This is a genomic window from Bradyrhizobium sp. FW305-F6 (assembly GCF_058782905.1).
In genome coordinates this window covers 1005951-1027142 of the sequence record NZ_JBYSYD010000001.1, presented here as the reverse complement: position 1 = coordinate 1027142, position 21192 = coordinate 1005951, and the positions used below count along the sequence as shown (strand labels likewise).

Annotated in this window: 18 protein-coding genes; 13 read left to right on the top strand and 5 right to left on the bottom strand. The window is 65.1% G+C overall.

The window, feature by feature from the left end; genetic code table 11:
• Positions 1 to 110 precede the first annotated feature (110 nt).
• Complete coding sequence (locus AC3WLX_RS05025; protein WP_492334928.1) at positions 111 to 1850, bottom strand: ATP-binding protein; 1740 nt, start codon at positions 1848 to 1850, stop codon at positions 111 to 113.
• A 430-nt stretch (positions 1851 to 2280) separates the two neighbouring features.
• Between AC3WLX_RS05025 and AC3WLX_RS05020 the strand changes: the two genes are divergently transcribed.
• A complete protein-coding gene (locus tag AC3WLX_RS05020; RefSeq protein WP_492334927.1) occupies positions 2281 to 3246 on the top strand; it encodes a catechol 2,3-dioxygenase in 966 nt (321 codons plus the stop codon).
• Positions 3247 to 3457: 211 nt separating this feature from the next.
• Here the strand turns inward: AC3WLX_RS05020 and AC3WLX_RS05015 are convergent, their stop codons facing one another.
• The gene (locus AC3WLX_RS05015) at positions 3458 to 6985 is read right to left on the bottom strand and encodes a molybdopterin cofactor-binding domain-containing protein (protein ID WP_492334926.1); all 3528 of its coding nucleotides are present in this window, start codon (positions 6983 to 6985) and stop codon (positions 3458 to 3460) included.
• The gene (locus AC3WLX_RS05010; protein WP_492334925.1) at positions 6985 to 7467 is read right to left on the bottom strand and encodes a (2Fe-2S)-binding protein; all 483 of its coding nucleotides are present in this window, start codon (positions 7465 to 7467) and stop codon (positions 6985 to 6987) included. The genes AC3WLX_RS05015 and AC3WLX_RS05010 overlap by 1 nt, the downstream gene beginning before the upstream one ends.
• A gap of 237 nt (positions 7468 to 7704) precedes the next feature.
• Here AC3WLX_RS05010 and AC3WLX_RS05005 point away from each other — a divergent pair, with 237 nt between their 5' ends.
• The 8 genes from AC3WLX_RS05005 (at position 7705) to AC3WLX_RS04970 (ending at position 15924) form a co-directional block, all read left to right on the top strand.
• Complete coding sequence (locus AC3WLX_RS05005) at positions 7705 to 9162, top strand: 6-hydroxynicotinate reductase (protein ID WP_492334924.1); 1458 nt, start codon at positions 7705 to 7707, stop codon at positions 9160 to 9162.
• A complete protein-coding gene (locus AC3WLX_RS05000) occupies positions 9159 to 10052 on the top strand; it encodes a UPF0280 family protein (RefSeq protein WP_492334923.1) in 894 nt (297 codons plus the stop codon). Before AC3WLX_RS05005 ends, AC3WLX_RS05000 begins: the two co-directional genes overlap by 4 nt.
• Before the next feature lie 15 nt (positions 10053 to 10067).
• Positions 10068 to 10652 carry an amino acid synthesis family protein gene (locus AC3WLX_RS04995; protein ID WP_197965868.1) on the top strand — a complete coding sequence of 195 codons (585 nt, stop codon included), beginning with the start codon at positions 10068 to 10070 and terminating at the stop codon, positions 10650 to 10652.
• 54 nt (positions 10653 to 10706) lie between these two features.
• Entirely contained in the window at positions 10707 to 11909 is a 1203-nt protein-coding gene (locus AC3WLX_RS04990; protein ID WP_492334922.1) for an ABC transporter substrate-binding protein, read from the top strand.
• 150 nt (positions 11910 to 12059) lie between these two features.
• Positions 12060 to 13949, top strand: coding sequence for an ABC transporter permease (locus AC3WLX_RS04985; RefSeq protein WP_492334921.1), 1890 nt, complete (start codon positions 12060 to 12062; stop codon positions 13947 to 13949).
• Positions 13946 to 14737: an ABC transporter ATP-binding protein gene (locus AC3WLX_RS04980; RefSeq protein ID WP_492334920.1), complete on the top strand. Its 792-nt coding sequence runs from the start codon at positions 13946 to 13948 to the stop codon at positions 14735 to 14737. The genes AC3WLX_RS04985 and AC3WLX_RS04980 overlap by 4 nt, the downstream gene beginning before the upstream one ends.
• Entirely contained in the window at positions 14734 to 15438 is a 705-nt protein-coding gene (locus tag AC3WLX_RS04975; RefSeq protein WP_291623831.1) for an ABC transporter ATP-binding protein, read from the top strand. The genes AC3WLX_RS04980 and AC3WLX_RS04975 overlap by 4 nt, the downstream gene beginning before the upstream one ends.
• 18 nt (positions 15439 to 15456) lie before the next feature.
• Positions 15457 to 15924 carry a MarR family winged helix-turn-helix transcriptional regulator gene (locus AC3WLX_RS04970; RefSeq protein ID WP_492334919.1) on the top strand — a complete coding sequence of 156 codons (468 nt, stop codon included), beginning with the start codon at positions 15457 to 15459 and terminating at the stop codon, positions 15922 to 15924.
• 42 nt (positions 15925 to 15966) lie between these two features.
• Here the strand turns inward: AC3WLX_RS04970 and AC3WLX_RS04965 are convergent, their stop codons facing one another.
• Entirely contained in the window at positions 15967 to 16656 is a 690-nt protein-coding gene (locus AC3WLX_RS04965; protein ID WP_492335918.1) for a hypothetical protein, read from the bottom strand.
• Positions 16657 to 16786: 130 nt separating this feature from the next.
• Positions 16787 to 17983: an amidohydrolase family protein gene (locus AC3WLX_RS04960; RefSeq protein ID WP_492334918.1), complete on the bottom strand. Its 1197-nt coding sequence runs from the start codon at positions 17981 to 17983 to the stop codon at positions 16787 to 16789.
• A 156-nt stretch (positions 17984 to 18139) separates the two neighbouring features.
• On the opposite strand from AC3WLX_RS04960, the gene AC3WLX_RS04955 reads away from it, so the two are divergent.
• The 4 genes from AC3WLX_RS04955 (at position 18140) to AC3WLX_RS04940 (ending at position 21188) form a co-directional block, all read left to right on the top strand.
• The gene (locus tag AC3WLX_RS04955; protein WP_291628763.1) at positions 18140 to 18913 is read left to right on the top strand and encodes a ferredoxin--NADP reductase; all 774 of its coding nucleotides are present in this window, start codon (positions 18140 to 18142) and stop codon (positions 18911 to 18913) included.
• 106 nt (positions 18914 to 19019) lie between these two features.
• Complete coding sequence (locus AC3WLX_RS04950) at positions 19020 to 19340, top strand: hypothetical protein (RefSeq protein WP_291628761.1); 321 nt, start codon at positions 19020 to 19022, stop codon at positions 19338 to 19340.
• An 86-nt stretch (positions 19341 to 19426) separates the two neighbouring features.
• Positions 19427 to 20686: a cytochrome P450 gene (locus AC3WLX_RS04945; RefSeq protein WP_492334917.1), complete on the top strand. Its 1260-nt coding sequence runs from the start codon at positions 19427 to 19429 to the stop codon at positions 20684 to 20686.
• A gap of 259 nt (positions 20687 to 20945) precedes the next feature.
• The gene (locus AC3WLX_RS04940; protein ID WP_291628757.1) at positions 20946 to 21188 is read left to right on the top strand and encodes a hypothetical protein; all 243 of its coding nucleotides are present in this window, start codon (positions 20946 to 20948) and stop codon (positions 21186 to 21188) included.
• Positions 21189 to 21192 lie beyond the last annotated feature (4 nt).

Here is a 21192-nt window from a genome sequence, read left to right as displayed (position 1 = left end):
GATCCAGTATTCCAGAGGCGTTAGTGATTGAGCCGAGGAGCTGCAGCGTACTGGATGCCCCGGTCAAGCCGGGGCATGACAGCGGAATTCGTGGGGGCGGTGTCCGTCCCTTACCGCAACGGCTTCTTCAGCAGCGAGAAGCGGTCGGGATCGAGGCCCATCGACGGCTGCAGCATCGGGGCCTCGATGCTGGACACCGTCTTCGCCGCCGGCGCCGAGAACACCGGGTCGTTGGGCACGTCGCGCTGCGAGGTGGCGCCGCGCCAGCGTTCGAGCACCGCGCTGACGAAATGCATGTCGTGGCCGGAGGTGACCGACGGCACGCTCGAGATGGTGGCCTCGCCACGTGGCAGTTGATGCGGCGGCACCTCCTTGAAGCGCAGGCGTGTCGGCAGGGCGACGCCTTCGCCGAAAGCCAGCACTTCACGCGTGCCGAGCGAGGGGACGAAGGAGAGCAGGTTCGCTGCGGCGTCCGACACCGCGGCGCGCAGCAGCGCCTGGTCGCGGTCGTTGGCAAGGCGCATCGTGAACAGCGTGTTGCACTGGGAGATGATGGTGGCGTCGAGCTCTGCGGGGCGCTGCGTGATGAGGCCGAGATAGACGCCGTATTTGCGTCCCTCCTTGGCGATGCGCGACACCGCCTTGCGGGTCGGCCCGAAGCCGACGTTGCGGTCGGCGGAGGCATAGCGATGCGCTTCCTCGCAGACGAACAGCAGCGGCGAGACGCCGTCGCTCCACAGGCCGAAATCGAACGCCATCCGGCACAGCACCGAGACCACGGAATCGATCACCTCGGCCGGGAAGCCGGCGAGTTGCATCACCGTCATCGGCTTGCCGTTGGCGGGCAGGCGGAACAGATGGCTGATGACCTCGGCCATGGTGTCGCCGCCGACATTGGCGTTGTCGAACATGAAGGCGTAGCGCGGGTCGTTGCGCACGGCCTCGATGCGCGAAATCAGCTTGTGATAGATGATGCGCGAGGATCGGTTCTCGAGCTTGCCCATGCGCTCGTCGATCAGCGACAGCAGGTCGACCAGGCGATAGGGCACCGGCGTGTCGACGGTGTAGCCGATCTGCTTGGGATCGATGCGCTTCAGGCCGATGCGGTCGGCGTTCTGGTACTGGGTGTAGACGCCCTTGGCGAGCGGGATCACCTCGGCGAGGATGTCGAGCTCCTCGGGCACGCCGGCGCGGCCGCCGAACAGCACGTCGACGATTTCCTCGAAGTTGAACAGCCAGAACGGCAGCTTCAGATTTCGCGGGTTGAGCACCAGTGCGCGGTCGCCGAAGCAGCGGCCATATTCGTTGTGGACGTCGAGCAAGAAGATGCGCAGGTTCGGCCGCGCCTTCAGGATCTCGTTGAGCAGAAGCGAGACGCCGGTCGACTTGCCGACGCCGGTCGAGCCCAGCACGGCAAAGTGCTTGGACAGCATTTCCTCGACGTCGACATAGGCGACGACGGAGCGGTCCTGCTGCAGGAAACCCACGTTGATCTGGTCCGAGCCGGTGGGCGCGTAGATCGTGCGCAGCTCTTGGCTGGTGATCAGGTCGACGGCATCGCCGATGGTTGGATAATTGGTGACGCCGCGCTGGAATTTGGCTTTGTCCGCGGCATTGAGGATTTCGCCGAGCAGGTCGACCGATGCGATCGCGATGTAGGCGTCGGAGCCCGACAGATTCTCGCAGGACACTTCTGTGATCATCGCAACGATGACCGAGCTGGCGCAACGAATGCTGACGAAGCGGCCGACGGTCGCCCGCACCTCCGAGATCGGCATCTGGCTTGCGGCCAATAGCCCGACCCGGGCGAGCGATCCGCGAACCGAAATCACGCGTCCAAAGGATGTCACGATGAATGAACCTGGCCAGACCGAGGGATTTGCCCCGACTATGCGCGGCCGTCGCTGCACAAACGGTTAAGCAGCAAGCGCGGCCGGTTCGTTAAATCCCCGACAATTCGGCCGGCAGCTTTGTTCGGATGGCATCGGTTTGGGCAGAAAATGCGGGAAAGTGATGCAATCCCCGGGGCCTTGGAGCCGGGGTCAATCAAGGAAAATTTTACCATGCGGCCAGCCAACCCCGTCATTCGGGCGTCGGCGTCGGCAGCCTCGTCACCGCCACCAAGACCCTGGATTTTGTTGACGAGACCTAATCATTTGTACATTAGTACAAATGGAGAGGCGGCCTCGGCGCCGCCTTCGGATGTGTGAGCGCGTTACCGTTCGGCGTCCGATCCCGCGATCGACCCCGGGGGATCGCTCGCCATGCCCTGGAGGAAACATGCAGCCCGAACCGATCCTCGATCTCGCTCATCTCGGCCACATGGAACTGCTGACCCCGAAGCCCGACGAGAGCCTTACATTCTTCGTCGATGTCATGGGCATGACCGTCAGCGGACGACAGGGCGAGTCGGTGTACTTGCGCGGCTGGGATGATTACGAGCGCTATTCGCTCAAGCTGACGGCGTCGAAGAACTCGGGCATGGGCCATATGGCGCTGCGCGCGCGCAGCCAGCAGGCACTGGAGCGTCGCGTCGACGCGCTGAAAGGATCCGGCTTCGACATCGGCTGGATCGACGGCGACATGGGACAGGGGCCGACCTTCCGCTGCCGCGACCCCGATGGCCATATCGTCGAGCTCTATTACGAGACCGAATGGTATCAGGCGCCGCCGGAGCTGAAGCCTGCGCTGAAGAACCAGGCCCAGCGCTTTCCCGCGCGCGGCGTCAACGTGCGCCGCCTCGATCACCTCAATTGCCTCGCCGTCGATATCAAGGCCAACCGCGAGTTCTTCGAGCATTACCTCGGCTGCCGGCTCACCGAGCAGATCGTGCTCAACGACGGAAGGGAAGCGGCGATGTGGCTGACGATGTCGAACAAGAGCTACGACTTCGCCTATTCACTCGACCATTCCGGCGTGCCGGGCCGCTTCCATCACGTCACCTACGCACTCGACAGCCGCGAGGAGATTCTGCGCGCCGCCGACATCTTCCTCGAAAATGGCGTGCATATCGAGACCGGGCCACACAAGCACGCGATCCAGCAGACCTTCTTCCTCTACGTCTACGAGCCCGGCGGCAACCGCGTCGAGGTCGCCAATGCCGGCGCGCGCCTCATCCTCGCGCCCGACTGGAAGCCGATCGTGTGGACCGAGGAGGAGCGCAAGAAGGGCCAAGCCTGGGGATTGAAGACGATCGAGTCCTTCCACACCCACGGCACGCCGCCGGTGGAGGTGAAGCACGGCTAAAGGAGGATGAGATTGGGTTGAATCATGCCGCCGCGGGCTCGGTGCACCTCTCCCGCTTGCGGGAGAGGTCGGCGCAACGCGCCGGGTGAGGGTTCTCTCCTCTAGGGGAGTGTCCCCCTGTGGAGAAACCCTCTCCCCAACCCTCCCCCGCAAGCGGGGGAGGGAGCGGACCTTCCGTGTCGCGGCAAATGAAACCTAATCTCATCAGGCTCTAGTGCGCGGACGCCCGTACCCTTGCTATCGTCTCGCGCACGCCGGTCCAGGCCGGCTTGCCAGGTGCGAACTGCCAGCGCAGAAACGTCACGAGCTCCTCGATCTGCGCGTCGCTCATGCTATTCCCAAACGCGGGCATGTAGCCGAGGTCGCTGGAGACGGGATCGGTGATGCCGTGCAGGATCACCTGCACGAGATTGTCCGCCTTCATGCTGTGAATGTTGCTGTTGAGCGCGAGCGAAGGCCGGCTGCCGAACAGCGGCAGGCCGCCGACCTCGTGGCAGACGGCGCAGGCGCCCTGATAGAGGCGCGCGCCCGCGGAGGAGGCGACCGTCACTTGCGTTGCGCTTTCGAGCCTGGCGGCGAGCGCATCCTGCGCCTGTTGGTCGATTGCGGCGTCATTGAACGAGTTGAGATAGACCGCCATCGCTCGGATGTCCTGATCGGGCAGAGCCTTGAGGTCGCGAACGATTGGTGCCATCGGTCCGGCGGCGACGCCGTGATAACGCGAATGGCCGGTGCGCAGGTAGGCGTAGAGCTCGTCTTCGTTCCACGGGATCGGCGCGTGCGAGAGCGAGGTCAGCGCCGGCGCTTCCCACCCCTCGGCGAAGCCGCCGGCAAGATAGGCATTGCGCTGCTCGGCGCCGAACGCGTTGCGTGGCGAATGGCAGCCGCTGCAATGGCCGAGGCTTTCGACCAGATAGGCGCCGCGATTCCATTGCTCGGATTTTGCAGGGTCGGGCTTGAACTCCTTCGTGTCGTGGAACAGCGCATTCCAGCCCGCGAGCAGCGGGCGCAGGTTGAACGGGAAGGCGAGTGCGTTCGCCGGCGTGCTCGCGTGCACAGCGGGCTGGGCCATCAGGTAGGCGTAGAGCGCCTGCATGTCCGCGTCGCTGGTCTTTGCAAAATGCGTGTAGGGAAAAGCGGGATAGAGTTGCCGTCCGTCGCGATGCAAGCCATCGCGCATCGCGCGCTCGAAGGCGGGATAGGACCAGGCGCCGATCCCGCTCTCGACGTCGGGCGTGATGTTGGTTGCGTAGATCGTGCCGAACGGTGTTTCCAAGGCGCGGCCGCCGGCATTTCGTGCGCCGCCGGTTTTGGTGTGGCACTCCGCGCAATTGCCGAGCGCAGCGAGCTGCTCGCCGCGGGCGATGGTCGCCGCGGAATAGACCGACGCATCGGGCCGGGCGATCGGCGCGATGGCACGGCCAGGAAGAAGCGCGGCGCCAATGCCGATAGCAGCTGTGCAGACGGCTGCAATCGTCGCAAACATGCCGGTTCGTTTCGCGAATGGATTCGCCCAGACGGGAGACGGCCGTGGGGCGGCGGGCGCGGGCAGGGCTTGCGGCAAGGGCGATGTCTCGCCGTGCAGCCCCTTCAAGATGCGTTCCGGCGTGAACGGCGGCTCACGAAAGCGCACGCCGGTGGCATCGAAGATCGCATTGGCGATCGCCGCCGCGCTCGGCACCGACGCGGATTCGCCGACGCCGAGCGGCGGCTGGTCCGGCCGCGGCAGCATCAAGACATCGATCTTGGGCACGTCGGGGAAGGGAATGATGGGATAGGCGCCCCATTCGCGCGCCGCAACAGCGCCGCGCTCGAACGAAACCTCCTCCATCAGCGCGCGGCTCGTGGACTGGATGACGTTGCCGTGGATCTGGTGGCGCACGCCGTCCGGGTTGATCATCAGGCCGGAATCCTGCCCGGCGACGACGCGCGTGACGCTGACGTCGCCCGTGGTCTTGTTCACCGCGACGTCGGTGACCCAGGCCGACCACGCCGCGCCATAGCCGGGAAACTTGCTGTGGACATAGAGTGCATAGGCAAAGCCGCGGCCCTGCACGACCTCGCCGTCCTTCTCCTCACGCACGGGGCGAGGTTTCCACCCCGCACGTTCGGCGACCGCGTTGACGAGATCGACGGCGCGCGGGTCTTTCAGATAACGCAGGCGATACTCGATCGGGTCAACGCCGGCCTCGGTTGCGGCCTCGTCGATATAGGACTCATGCGCAAAAGTGTTCGGCAACGCCGAGACGCCGCGGAACCAGGAGGCGCGCACGATCGGCGCCATGTCATGGGCGACGACGCGCATGTGGTCGTAGTCGTAGGGCGGGATCGCGGTGCGGTCGCCCATCTGGAGCACGGCCGGCTCGGGCGAGATGCGGCCCGTCAGCAGCAGCGCCAGCGTCGGCGCGGCGTTCGAGGGATAGCGCGTGGCGAGGTCGTAGGCGGCGATGCCGCCGTCGGCATCGAGCCCGCCATTGACGTCGATGAGCTGCGCAGTGCCCTTGGGTTCCCAGGCATGCTCCTGCTCGCGCGTCAGCTGCACGCGGACGGGGCGGCCGACGGCGCGCGACAGCAGCAGCGCGTCGGCAGTGACGTCGTCGGCGCAGTTGCGGCCGTAGCAGCCCGCGGCCTCCAGCCGGATCACCTCAATCTCGCTCTCGGGGCGCTCGATCAGCAGCGCGAGATCGCTGCGTAGTACGTGCGGGTTCTGCGTGCCTGACCAGACCCGGATATAGTCGTCTTGGACGTCGGCAACGGCGCAGGATGGGCCGATCGAGGCGTGCATCTGATACGGCCAGACGTAAGTGCGCTGCATCGGCTTGGCCGCACCGGCGATGGCCGCATTGACGTTGCCCTTGTCGATCAGGGTGCGCGGCGTCGATGGATTGGCACGCAGCGCAGTCTCGACGTCGGCGAGGTCGGTAAGATTAGGCGTCGGCTTCCAGCTCAGCTCGAGCTTTTCAGCCGCGCGAATCGCCTGCTCCTCGCGCTCGGCGACCACGCCGACAAAATCACCGATGCGCACCACCGCGATCAGGCCGGGGATGTCGCGGACCGAGGATTCGTCGATCCCTATCAGGCTGGTGCCGACGAACGGGCCGGCATCGACGCCGGAATAGGGCGGGCGCAGCACGCGGCCGTGCAGCATGCCCGGCACGCGGATGTCATGGACGAAGGTCAGCTCTCCCGTGGCCTTGGCCGGCAGGTCGATGCGGGGCACCGACTGGCCGACGATGGCGTAGTCGCCGACGGGCTTCACAGTGACCTCATCGGCAAGCTCGAGACGGATCGTCTCACCGCCGATCAACTCGCCGTAGCTAACGCTACGATTGTCGTGCCCGCGCACGAGGCCGTCCTCGATCCTGAGATCGGCCTCTGGCAGTTCCAGCCGCTCGGCCGCGCGCGCGATTAGAAACTGGCGCGCCTGCGCCGCGGCTTTGCGCAAGGGAACGGCGGTGATCTGGATGGTTTCACTCGCGATCGTCGGGCCCTGGTTCGGCACCACGGCCGTGTCGCCGAGCACGACCACGACGCGGGCAAAGGAGACGTCGAGCTCTTCGGCGACGATCTGGCCGAGCGCCGTGCGGACGCCGGTGCCGAGATCGACATGGCCGTTATAGGCGGTGATCGAACCATCCGCGGTGATGCGGACGAAGGTCTCGGATGTGACCTCGTCGACGGTGCGGGCGACGACGAGCGCACCCGCGCGTTCAGCTCCATTCGAAACTGGGGAGGCCATCAATCTGCGGCCTCGGCGTGCTGGCCCGATGCGCGCATCACCGCGCGCAGGATCTCGACATGCGTGCCGCAGCGGCAGAGATTGTAGCGCAGCGCCGCCAGTGCCTGTTGCTCGCTCGGCCGCGGGTTGATTGCGAGCAGCGCCTTGGTGGTCATGATCATGCCGTTGAGACAATAGCCGCATTGCGCGGCCTGCTCGTCGATGAAGGCCTGCTGCACGACGTCGGGCTTGTCGCGGGTGCCGAGGCCTTCGAGCGTCACGATGTCGCGGCCGGCGCAGCCACTCACGGGAATGACACAGGAGCGCGCCGCCGCGCCGTCGATCAGGACAGTACAGGTGCCGCATTCACCCAGACCGCAACCATATTTCGGGCCGTTCAGCGCGAGCTCGTTGCGAAGCACATAGAGCAGCGGCGTGTCCGGCGCGGCCGTCACGTCGTGGATCCTGCCGTTCACGGTGAGGCGGATCGGTGTCTGCGTCATCCTCGTTCCCACGCCGCGTTGATCTCGCCCGCGACGATACCGTTTGTACACAAACGTGCAAGCCGCGCATCCCGCAGTGCAGCGCGATTGCCTTCTTTGTGGACAGAGCGGGTAGGCAAATGAGGTTTTATGCAGCAGCGCTATCTTTTGCGCTGCACCGCCGCTTGACAGCGCCCGGGGACCACGCGCAACATCGTTCGTATACGAATGATAACCGCAGCATCGGCCGGCTCCGACATGGTGACAGAAACGACCAGCACCGTCATCGACAAGATCCGCTGCGATGCGTGTCCGGTGATGTGCTACATCAAGCCGGGCGCGGCGGGCGCCTGCGACCGCTATGCCAACCACGACGGCAAGCTCGTTCGCGTCGATCCCCACGTGATCCTGGAGCGCACCGTCTCCCATGGCGGCAAGCTCGTCCCGTTCAGCCGCACCGAGGATTGGGACGGCAAGATCGTCCACGAGCCTTCCACTTTCGTCACCGCGATCGGCGCGGGCACGACCTATCCCGACTACAAGCCCGCACCGTTCATCGTCTCCGCCGAGGTCGACGGCGTCGACATGGTGACCGTGGTCACCGAGGGCATCTTCTCCTACTGCGGCATCAAGGTGAAGATCGATACCGACCGCTATCTCGGTCCGGAGACTGCGACGGTCCGGGCGCAGGGCGAAGCGGTCGGCCACGTCACCACCAGCGAATACGGCTCGCAGATGCTGTCGCTCGGCGGCGTGCATCATCTCACCGGCGGCTCGAAGAAAGAGGGCCGCGTCACCTGCGACACGCTGATGGACCTCGCCAATTGCAAGGCGGTGGAGCTCACCATCGACGGCGGCGCCACCGTCGTGGTGCAGGCTGGGCAGCCGCCGATCGTCAACGGCATGAAAGAAGAGCGCATGCGCGTCGGCTGCGGCTCGGCGACGATCGGCATGTTCGCCAAGCAATGGCACGGCAAGGTCGACGAGGTCGTCGTGGTCGATGACCACATCACCGGCGTGCTCTCGGAGCATCAGGCGGGCAAGCTGCTCGACATCGCCGACACCGGCATCAAGATGAAGGGCCGTCGCTCGACGCCCGGCCGCTATTTCCAGGTCGCGGATCCCGGCACGGGCTGGGGCGGCACCAACATCTCCGATCCGCTGGCGATCCTCGGTCCGTTCGATCCCAAGGAAGCCAAGCCCGGTCTTTCCATGCTGATGGTCTCCACCACCGGCGAGCACTCGTCCTATTACGTGCTCGACGAGGCCCTGAACCCGGTCGAGACCGAGATGCCCGATGACTTGAAGTTCTCGGTCGAGCGCATCCAGGAAAATTGCGAGCCGGCGCTGTGCACGGTGCTGTTCATGGCGGGCGCGGGCGGCTCGCTGCGCGCCGGCGTCACCGACAATCCGGTGCGGCTGACGCGTTCGGTGAAGGATGCGCTGACGCGCGTCACCAGCGGCGGCGCGCCGGTCTATGTCTGGCCCGGCGGCGGCATCACCTACATGGTCGATGTGACGCAGATGCCGTCAGGCGCGTTCGGCTACGTGCCGACCCCGGCGCTGGTGGCGCCGATCGAGTTCACCATGAAACTGTCAGACTATGCCGCGCTCGGCGGCCACATGGATTACGTGAGGCCGCTCTCCGAGGTCCAGAACGGCGACGACGTCCGCCAGCTGCCCTGGCAGAACCCGATTCCGGGGCCGCGGGCATGACCAGGCTCCCGCAAATCGCATTGCTGTCTGATGGCCGGCGGCTGCATTTGCAGGATGGTCCGATTGACCTGATCGTGGAGGCGAGGGGAGCGTCGGACGAGGTGCATGCGGCCTATGAGGCTGCGGCGCGCCGGTTCACCGGATTGCTCGACGAGCTTTGCGCGGAGCTGCCGGAACTGCGGACGGCTGCCGCGGAGCAGACGTCGCTGAAGGGTATCGTCGCGCGGCGCATGCACGCCGCGGTGGCGCCTTTTTCCGCCGATTGCTTCATCACGCCCATGGCGGCGGTGGCCGGCAGCGTGGCGGAGGAAATTCTGGACGCCATGCTGCGCGCTGCGACGTTCGATCGCGCCTACGTAAACAATGGTGGCGACATCGCGCTTCATCTCGGCCGAAGCCAGCATTTTTCGGTCGGCCTCATGGATCGACCCGACCGCGACGGCGTGATGCGGTCGATGCGGATCGATGCGGATGATCCGGTGCGCGGCATTGCCACCAGCGGTCGTCACGGCCGCAGCTTTTCGCTCGGGATCGCCGACGCGGTGACGGTGTTGGCCGCGACGGCTTCGCAGGCCGATGCCGCCGCGACGGTGATCGCCAATGCCGTCGATCTGCGGGGGCATCCCGCCGTCGTCAGGAAGCCCGCGAACGAGCTTCAGCCCGACAGCGATCTCGGCGCACATCTTGTCACCCGGCATGTCGGCGAGCTGTCTCACGATGAGGTCGCTGCCGCCCTCGGATCTGGCGCGGAATGTGCACGGCACTTATTCGATCGCGGATTGATCGAGGGTGCCGTGTTGCAGCTTTGTGGTGATATGCTTGTCATCGGAGCCAAGGATATAGAGCAACGAACGCGGCCGCTGATACGCGAGGACGCGGTCGATGCCTGAGCAGGGAAGCGAAACATGAGCGCGATCATCCGCAAGATCGTCACGGTCGTCGAAGAGACGCAGATGGAAATGGGCCGGCAGGTGTCGCCGCCGACGCGGCGTGCGGCTGCAATCGCCGTCATCGAGAATCCCTTTGCCGGAAAATACGTCGAGGATCTCTCGCCGCTGATCGCGATCGGCGAGGAGTTGGGCGAGCTCTTGTCGAAGCGCGCGGTGGCGGCGCTCGGCATCGACGGCGCCAAGGCACAGAGCTACGGCAAGGCCGCCGCCGTCGGCGAGAATGGCGAGCTGGAGCATGCCGCCGCCATCCTCCACCCCAAGATGGGTGCGCCGGTGCGAAAGGTTCTGACCAAGGGTGCGGCGCTGATCCCGTCCTCGAAGAAGCGCAGCGGTCCCGGCACGACGCTCGACATTCCGCTGGGGCACAAGGACGCAGCCTTCGTCCGCAGCCATTTCGACGGGATGGAGGTACAGATCAACGACGCGCCGCGCGCCAACGAGATCATGGTCGCGGTCGCCGTCACCGACAGCGGCCGTCCGCTGCCGCGTGTCGGCGGGCTGACGGTCGCGGAGATCAAGGGCGAAGACGGTCTGAGATAGAGCATGATCCGATAAGATCATGCTCAAGAAATGAAGTTCAAACTGGAGGTTGGGATGCGAGCAAGAAATTACTTCATCGGCGCGGCCTTTGCGCTTCTGGCGGGCGGCACGGCTCATTCGGCCCTGGCGCAGGATATCAAGATCGGCGAGATCAACAGCTACTCGCTGCTGCCGGCCTTCACCGAGCCCTATCGCAAGGGCTGGCAGCTCGCGGTCGAGGAGGTCAACGCGGCCGGCGGCATCAACGGCAAGAAGCTCGTCGTCATTTCCAAGGACGACGGCGGCAAGCCTGCCGATGCGCAGACCGCGGCCAACGAACTGGTGTCGAGCGAGGGTGTCGCGATGCTCGCGGGCACGTTCCTCTCCAACATCGGTCTTGCCGTCAGCGACTTCGCCAACCAGAAGAAGGTGTTCTTCCTCGCGGCCGAGCCGCTGACGGATGCCATCACCTGGTCCAAGGGCAACAAGTACACCTTCCGCCTGCGCCCCTCCAACTACATGCAGGCGGCGATGCTGGTGGAGGCCGCCGCCAAGCTGCCTGCCAAGCGCTGGGCGACGATCGCGCCGAACTATGAATACGGCCAGTCGGCGGTCGCGGTGTTCAAGAAGCTGATGTCGGAGAAGCGTCCGGACATCCAGTGGGTCGACGAGCAATGGCCGCCGCAGGGCAAGATCGACGCCGGCCCGGTGGTGCAGGCGGTTGCCGCCGCCAATCCCGAAGCGATCCTCAACGTCACCTTCGGTGCCGACCTCGTCAAGCTCGTGCGCGAGGGCAATACCCGCGGCCTGTTCAAGGGACGCGAGGTGGTCTCGTTCCTGACCGGCGAGCCGGAATATCTCGACCCGCTCAAGGACGAGACGCCCGAGGGCTGGATCGTCACCGGCTATCCCTGGTACTCGATCAAGACGCCCGAGCATGACGCGTTCCTGAAGGCCTACCAGGCCAAGTACAACGACTATCCGCGCCTCGGCTCGATCGTCGGCTACCAGACCATCAAGGCGGCGGCGGCGATCCTCGCCAAAGCCGGCTCGACCGATCCGGAGAAGCTGATCGCAGCGGCCGAGGGGATCTCGATGCCGTCGCCGTTCGGCGAGATCACCTTCCGCAAGATCGATCATCAGTCGACGCTCGGTGCCTATGTCGGCAAGACCGCGCTGAAGGACGGCAAGGGCGTGATGGTGGATTCGTCCTACAAGAAGGGCGCGGACTACCTGCCCAGCGACGCCGAAGTCGCGAAGCTGCGCCCGAAGGATTGATGTAACGAGAGACCGGGCCTCCATGGTTCGAGACGCGCGGCGTCGCCGCGCTCCTCACCATGAGGGTCCCGGACCTCATCCTGGGGAGGCGCAGAGCGCCGTCTCGAAGGATGAAGCCCAGCACTGAGATCCAACCAACCCGGAACGCCGATGGCCTTTTATGTCGTACAGTTTCTGACCGGTCTCGCCAGCGCAGCGTCGCTGTTCCTGGTGGCCTCGGGCCTGTCGATCATCTTCGGCGTGACCCGGATCGTGAATTTCGCGCACGGCGCCTTCTACATGATCGGCGCCTACATCGCCTTCACGCTCACCGAGCGGCTTTCGGGTGCGTTTGGATTCTGGGGCGGCATCGTGCTGGCGGCGCTCGCGGTGGCCGTCATCGGCGTCATCGTCGAGATGGTGCTGCTCCGCCGCATCTATCATGCGCCGGAATTGTTTCAGTTGCTCGCGACGTTCGGCCTGACCTTGATGGTCGAGGATCTCGTCGTCTTGATCTGGGGGCCCGACGACCTCGTCGGTCGCCGCGCGCCGGGCTTCAGGGGCGCGATCGATTTCTTCGGCCAGAACATTCCGAGCTACGACCTGTTTCTGATCGTGCTTGGTCCCGTCGTGCTCGGCATTCTCTGGCTGCTGTTCCAGCGCACGCGCTGGGGCGTCCTCGTGCGCGCCGCGACGCAGGACCGCGACATGGTCGCGGCGCTCGGCGTCAACCAAAAGTGGCTGTTCACATCGGTGTTCGCCGTCGGTGTCTTCCTGGCCGCGCTCGGCGGTGCGCTTCAGATCCCGCGTGATGCCGTGCACCACGCCATGGACCTGCGCATCATTGTCGAGGTCTTCGTCGTGGTCGTGATCGGCGGCCTCGGCAGCATCACCGGTGCCTTCGTCGCCGCCGTGCTGGTTTCCGAACTCAATGCCTTCGGCATCCTGATCTTTCCGAAGATCTCCATCATCCTGGTCTTCCTCGTCATGGCGGTGGTGCTGATCGTTCGCCCCTGGGGCCTGTTCGGCAAGCCGGAGGCGGCCGCGCGCAAGACGCCGGGCCTGACGGTCAATCCCTGGCGGCCGTTGACGTCAAACGAACGTCTCGCCGCGTTCGCAGCGCTCGTCGCGGCGGCCACCTTGCCGCTGTTCGCCGGCAATTACCTGCTGACCGTCGGCTCGGAGATCGCGATCTTCGTCATCTTCGCCGTCAGCTTGCACTTCCTGATGTCGGTCGGCGGGCTCGCCTCGTTCGGCCATGCCGCCTATTTCGGCCTTGGCGCCTACGGCGTCGCATTCCTCGCCAAGATGGCGGGGCTGCCGATGATCGTGTGCCTGCTGCTCGGCCCGCTGCTCGGCTGCATGGGCGCCGCCGTGTTCGGCTTCTTCGCGGTGCAGCTCTCAGGCGTCTATTTCGCGATGCTGACGCTCGCCTTCGCGCAGATCGTCTGGTCGATCGCGTTCCAATGGGTGAGCGTGACGGGCGGCGACAACGGCATATTGGGGATCTGGCCGGAAAAATGGGCGGCCAGTCCGTCGCATTTCTACTGGCTCTCGCTCGGTGTCGCCGCGCTGGTGACGATCGCGCTGCGCATGATGGTGTTCTCCCCGTTCGGCTACGCGCTGCGGGCCACCCGCGATTCGCTGCTGCGCAGTGAAGCCGTCGGCATCAATGCAAAGCGGATCCAGTGGACCGCCTTCGTGATCGCCGGCACGACCGCCGGCATCGGCGGCGCGTTGTTCGCCTACCTCAAGGGCAGCGTGTTCCCCGACAATCTCGGCATCTCGCTCTCGGTCGATGCGCTGGTCATGGTGCTGCTCGGGGGCGTCGAGACGGTGTCGGGCGCAGTGATCGGGGCCATCGTCTACAAGGCCCTGAACATCTGGCTGGTCAGCCAGACCGATCTGTCGAAGCTCGTGCTCGGCGGCTTCATCATGCTGATCGTCGTGGTCTTCCCCAAGGGCATCGTCGGCATGCTCGAGATGCTGGCGCAGCGCCGCCGGAAGTCCTCGCCGCCGGGATCTTCTTTGCTTGCCAAGCCGATCGAGTCTGCCGAATGAGCGCCATGCCCCCACTTCTTGCGGTCGAAGGCCTGACCAAATCCTATGGCGGCATCCACGCCGTGCGCGGCGTCTCGTTCTCCCTGCGCGCGGGCGAGATCCTGGCGCTGATCGGCCCGAACGGTGCGGGAAAGAGCACCTGCTTCGACATGCTCAACGGGCAGAACAAGCCTGATAGCGGCCATGTCCGCCTGCTCGGCGAAGAGATCACGGGGCGGAAGCCGCGTGAGGTCTGGCGGCTCGGTGTCGGGCGCACGTTCCAGATCACCGCGACCTTCGCCACCATGACCGTCCGCGAGAACGTGCAGGTCGCGCTGATCTCGCACGGCAAGCAGCTGTTCAATCCGTTCGGCTCGGCGCCGAAGTTCGACCGCACTGAGGCAGGTCGTCTGCTCGAGCTGGTCGGCATGGGCGGCTACGCGGATCGTCCCTGCGGCGAGCTCGCCTATGGCGACCTCAAGCGGCTCGAGCTTGCGGTCGCACTCGCTAACCAGCCGAAGCTGCTCCTGATGGACGAGCCGACCGCCGGCATGGCCCCGCGCGAGCGCGTCGACCTGATGCGGCTGACCGCGAGCATCGCGCGGGAGAAATCGATCGGCGTGCTCTTCACCGAGCACGACATGGACGTGGTGTTCGAGCATGCCGACCGCATCCTCGTGCTCAACCGCGGGACGTTGATCGCGGAGGGCTCGCCGGCGGAGGTGCGCGGCAATCCGCAGGTGCAGGCGGTCTATCTCGGCGAGGGCCTCGTCTACGATGCCCGCCACCGCGAGGGAGCCTCCACATGAAGCTCACGGTGCAGGACCTCAACAGCCACTATGGCCCAGCGCATATCCTGTTCGACATCGGCTTCGAGGTCGGTGAGGGCGAGGTCGTGGCGTTGCTGGGGCGCAACGGCGCCGGCAAGTCGACCACGTTCCGCTCGATCGTCGGCCTCGTCGCCCAGCGCACCGGCCGCATCACGTTCGAAGGCAAGGATGTCTCGGCCAAGCCGACGCATGAGATCGTGCGCGATGGCCTCGGCTATGTGCCGGAGGAGCGGCGCATCTTCACGGACCTGACCGTGGAGGAGAATCTCGAAGTCGGCCGTCAGCCCAAGCGGCCAAACGCGCCGCACTGGACGCGCGAGAAGCTGTTCGCGCTTTTTCCGAATCTCGGCGAGATGAAGAACCGGCCGGGCGGCCGCATGAGCGGCGGCGAGCAGCAGATGCTGACCATCGCGCGCACGCTGATGGGCAATCCCTCTCTGGTGCTGCTGGACGAGCCATCGGAGGGCCTGTCGCCGAAGATCGTGGAGCAGATGGTCGACGCCATCCTGACCATGAAGAAGGAAGGCGTCAGCATCGTCGTTTCCGAGCAGAACCTGCATTTCGCGCGGCTGATCTCGGACCGTGCGTACATCATCGAGCGCGGCCGGATCTGCTTCGGCGGCACCATGGCCGAGCTCGACGCGCGTCCGGATATCCGCGACGCGCATCTGTCGTTGTAAGGGAAGGGCTGCGAACGGATGGCGAGAAGCGTTGCGGCCAAGAAGAGCGCCAAACCGGCCAAGTCGTTACAGAAACCCCCTTACGTGCTCGACGAGCAGGTCGGCTTCATCCTGCGCCAGGTCTGGCAGCGCCACAGCTCGATCTTCTCCCGCGACATCGGCACCAACCTCACGCCGACGCAATGGGCGGCGTTGTCGAAACTGGCCGAAACCGGCCCATGCTCGCAGAACCAGCTCGGACGCCTGACGGCGATGGACGTCGCCACCATCAAGGGCGTGATCGACCGTCTCACCGCGCGCGGCCTGACCGAGACGAGCCAGGATCCAGAGGACGGACGGCGGCTTTTGGTGAGCCTGACCCGCGCCGGTCAGCAGCTCGCGGAAAAGCTGGCCCCGAACGCGCTTGCGATCACGCGTGAAACGTTGTCGCCGCTCGACGCGAAAGAGCGCGAGATGCTGATGGCGCTGCTCAACAAGCTGAGGTGAAGTTGATCTCGTAGGGTGGGCAAAGGCGCTCTTGCGCCGTGTTTATGCCTTCCCCGGCCATTTGGCGCGGTAGCGAATTTCGCTGCCGTCCGTGAGCCTTCGCCAGGTCCCGAACTCCGGCGTGTGCGGGGCGCGGGCCGTCAAATCAATCGGAAAGATTCGGCTCGGCTGACCCTCGATGTTGACGGCGAGTTGCCGACGCGAGGTTCGAAACGCGAGCTCGACCTCGCCGGCGATGACGGCCTGGTCGCCATCGCGATAGAAGGCGGCCGGGTTCACTTCGCCCGGCATGGTGTTGAGGTCGGTTTGCAATTCGATGGTGATTCCCTGCTCTGATGTCGGCACCGTCAGCCCCGCCGGAAAACGGACCTCGAACACGAGAAGAGGATTGGCCGCGTTCGGATTGAGCCACGGCGTCGCGGTCGCGTAGGCGTAAACAAGGTAAGTGGCGACAGCTGCGACACAGAAGAGGGCGACGATAGCAAGGGACTTCAGGCTGGTGCGCGCGACGCTTCCGTTGCCTGCGTCCCTGCCTTGACGCGTCACCAGCCAGCTGGCGAGCACCGCGCCGGAGATCGCGCCGACCGGGGCGTATACGAACAGGCCCAGCAGGCCCGATGTGATCGGATCTGCCCGGTTGCCGAAATCGACCAGCGAGAGCAGCACAAAAGTAGCGATATAGCCTGCCACCGCGCCGGCAACGCCGACGGCTATCCGTGACGAGTTTTTCATTTCCGCCTCGATGGTCCAGCAATGCACTGCCGCCGCCGAGGGCTGCCTGCGTTAGACGCAGCAAGCCGCAGTCTTGTTCAACGCCTTCGCGGGAAGATGCTGAGCGCGGAGCCGCTGCGCTCCGGCCGCCTCACTTCGCCACCACCTCCGGCACCTTGCCGGCCGGCGGGGTGTTGCGGCTGCGCTGGGTGCGCACGATGCCGTCGATGATGGTCATGCCGATGCCGGGGAGGTCGCCGAGCTGGACGCTCTCCAGGATGTTCTTGCCCGGCGAGTGCTGGGCCTTGTCCATGAGGACGAAGTCGGCGGAACGGCCGACCTCGATCAGGCCGCAATCGAGCTGCCGCATCCGCGCGGTGTTGCCGGTGGCAAGGCAGAAAGCGAGCTCGGCCGGCAGGTCGCCGAGCGAGGACAGCATCGAAACCATGCGCAGGATGCCGAGCGGCTGCACGCCTGAGCCGGCCGGCGCATCGGTGCCGAGGATGACGCGGTGCAGGTCGCCCATCTCGCGGGCGGTGCGCAGCGTGAACAGGGCAGAGCGCTCGTTGCCGTTATGCACGAGCTCGAGGCCGCGCTTGCAGCCCTCGCAGATGCAGCGGATCTGGTCGTCGGGCAGGGCGGTGTGGCCGCCGTTGATGTGCCCGACCACGTCGGTGTCGGCCTCCAGCACCACGTCCTTGTCGATCAGGCCGGAGCCGGGGATCGAAGGGCCGCCGGTGTGGATGGTGCTCTGGATGCCGTATTTGCGCGCCCAGCCGACCATCTTTCGCGCGGTCGGACCGTCCTTGACGCCACCGAGGCCGACTTCGCCGAGCAGCTTGACGCCGTTGGCGGCCATCTCCTTGAAATCCTCCTCGACCATCTCGCATTCGATCACCGGCGCGCCGGCGTGAACCTTCACGCCGCCCGGACGCAAGGTCCAGAACGCGCGCTGGGCGAACACCGCCATCGCCTTGAGACCGACGACGTCGCGGGGACGGCCGGGCATGTGAACCTCGCCGGCGGAGATCATGGTGGTGACGCCGCCATGGAGATAGCTGTCGATCCAGTTGATCTGGTTCTGCCGCGGCGTCCAGTCGCCCGCCACAGGGTGGACATGGCTGTCGATCAGCCCGGGCGCCACCGTGGTGCCGTTGGCGTCGACGATAGTGGTGGCGCCTTCGATGTCGAGGTCCTTGAAGCGGCCGATCGCGGTGATCTTGCCGTTCTCGGCGACGATGGTGTCGCCGTCGAGGATCGGCTTTTCCAAGGCGCCGGACAGGATCAGGCCGATGTTCCGGATCACGAGCTTGGAGGGTCCGGTGGCCTGCGGTGCGTCATGCGCCATGGAATGGGCTCCTTGTTCCTAATTGCAACGCTTCCGATCTTGGGCAGCCTTGACCGCGGGATCAAGCCGGATTATTCATTAGTATACGAATGATCGTGTACAAACGACGCATAGCTGCCGGCCTCGGAACCGCATTGACGCGACAGGGAAGGTGAGATGAGCAATTTCAATCAGGAAAGCGTTTTGAGCGTCCACCACTGGACCGACACGCTGTTCTCCTTCAAGACCACCCGCAGCCCGACCTTCCGCTTCCGTAACGGCGAATTCACCATGATCGGCCTCAAGGTCGGCGAGAAGCCGCTGCTGCGGGCCTACAGCGTCGCCAGCGCCAATTACGAGGACACGCTGGAGTTCTTCTCGATCAAGGTGCCGGATGGACCGCTGACCTCGCGGCTTCAGCACCTGAAGGAAGGCGACGAGATCATCGTCAGCCGCAAAGCGACCGGCACGCTGGTCATCGACAACCTGGAAGACGGGCGCAACCTCTATCTGATCGGCACCGGCACCGGGCTTGCGCCGTTCCTCAGCGTGATCAAGGACCCCGAGACCTACGAGCGGTTCGAGAAGGTGGTGCTGCTGCACGGCTGCCGCCACGTCAAGGAGCTCGCCTATGGCGAGATGATCACCGAGCATTTGCCGAAGGACGAACTGCTCGGCGAGTACATTCGCAATCAGCTGATCTACTATCCGACCGTGACCCGCGATCCCTTCCGCAACCGCGGCCGCATCACCGACCTCATCACCTCGGGCAAGCTGTTCGCCGACATCGGCCTGCCGGCGCTGGAAGCCGCCCATGACCGCGTCATGATCTGCGGCAGTCCCGCCCTGGTTGCGGACACCCGCGTGCTGCTCGGTGAGCGCGGCCTCGCCGAGGGCAATCACGGCGAGCCGGCCCAGTTCGTGGTCGAAAAGGCCTTCGCCGAGCGCTGATTACGGGATTTTCCCGCAATAAGACCGCATTTTCGCCGCGTGCGGCCCGTTGCGGCGCCGATTCGGCGCTTGATACACTGTGGGAGCGAATCAGCGGAGTTCCTACATGGTTGCGGACAGCGACAGCAACATCGCCTGGCACCGGGTCCAGTTGAAGCGGAATCGCGCCGAGTTGAAGGCGCTGGAGACCGCGCGCTTCACGATGGGCGAGATCGCCTCCTCGAAGCGCATTGGCCAGACCGAGAAGACGATCGCGGAACTCAAGCGCAAGATCACGCAGTCGGAACGCGTGATCGCCGATCACGACAAGCGTACGCGCCGTCCGCTCGCGACGGACCTGCACAGCCTCAGCAATGGTAGCTGGAGCCATTGGGACGCCTACACCCAGCAGCAGCGCAAGAGCGGCCAGCGTTCGCCCGGCGGCTAGGCACCTCGACCGAGGGGTTGGCTCCCTTGCGCCGGCGGTCCGGCGCACCATCTGCGTGAGACGCCAGCAATCAGTCCGGTGATCCCATGACAGTGCGCCTCGATTTCACCAGCGAGGCCTACCTTCGCGATCCGCCCAAGGCGATTGCGACGCTGCGCATGTCCGGTCCCGTGGTCGCGACACGGTTTCCTCTCATCGGCGATGTCTGGATTACCACGACCCATGACGCTACCGCGCAGATCCTGAAAGACGGCGCGACCTTCACGTTGAGAAGGGAGGATGGCGACGTCGCCGGTCTGCGCTGGTGGATGCCGAGATACGTCAGGACCATCGCCAACAACATGCTGACGATGGACGAGCCTGATCATACCAGGCTGCGCAGCATCGTGGACGAGGCGTTTCGGCGCCGCGCGATCGTCGCAATGGAGCCGCGCATCCGCGCCATCGCCGACGGTCTGGCTGACGAAGTGTTCGCGAATGGTCGTCCGGCGGATCTCGTCCAGCGCTATGCGCGCATCCTACCGCTCGCGGTGATCTCCGAGCTGCTCGGCTTGCCGCCCGCAGACCGTCCGAAATTCATTGCCTGGGCCAACGAGATGTCCTCGCTGACGAACGTCGTCAGCTTCTTTCGTCTGCTGTTCGCGTTCCGCAAGATGCGCGCCTATCTCGAACAGCAGCTGCAGATCGCGCGTGTGCAGGGCGGCCAGGGCCTGATCGCCGAATTGATCCAGGTCGAGCGTGAGGGCGGCCAGATCACGCCGGACGAGATGGTCTCGATGGTGTTTCTCTTGCTCGCGGCGGGATCGGAGACCACCACGCATCTCATCAGCGGTTCCGCCTACGAACTGCTCAGAAGTCCTGGCCTGCGCGAATGGCTGGAACAGGACTGGAGCCGTATCGGGCTTGCGGTGGAGGAGTTCCTGCGCTTCGTCTCGCCGGTTCAGTTTTCCAAGCCGCGTTATGTGCGCCGCGATGTCGAGGTCGACGGCGTGCGCCTGAAGAAGGGCGATCGCGTCATGGTGATGCTTGCCGCCGCGAACATGGATCCGGCGATGCATGACCGCGCTGAAAGCCTCGATCTCGAACGCAAGCCGAACCGTCATCTTTCGTTCGGGACGGGAATCCATTTCTGCCTCGGCCATCAACTCGCGCGCATCGAGACCGCCTGCGCGCTGGAAGCACTATTCGTGCGCTGGCCGAAACTTGGTCTGGCCGTCGATCCCGCCGAGATCCGCTGGCGCAAGCGGCCGGGCTTGCGCGCGATCGCGTCGCTTCCCGTCACGGCCCAAAGCCGCGCTGCGCGCGCGGTTGCGAGCAGCGACCGTTCTCCCGCCGGCGCGAGCTGACAACGAGCCTTCCTTCGGAAATCGTCGTCGCGTGCGATCGATCAGGAACGGCGTGCCGGTCGGCCTGTTGTCACCTCACACGTCGGACGCGGCGATGGTTCCGCAGCCGCGGGCAGACGTCCGAACGGGAGACAAGATTGATGAGCAGCAAGACAGCCTAACGAGCGGCAGGCGCGCATCGGCCAAAGCGGCATAAGTCGCTTGGGCCTGCAGAAGCACAGACGTTCACTGTAAGAGAAGATCACAAGAGGAGAGACTGATGCCAGGTGGTCACGGCAGCAAGACGCACTTCAGATCAGGCTTGCACGGCAAGGGCGACGGCACCGGAGGCATGACCGATGTCCCCAAGGACATGATCGGCGACAACATGGTTCTGTCCAACCGCGACAAGAAACAGCATTCGGATATTCGCGGCATGGACGGCAAGACGATCCAGACCGAGCAATACCAGGACCACTCGGCGAACCGGCTCGACCCGAAGCCGGAGGCCGACGAGACCTGAGAAC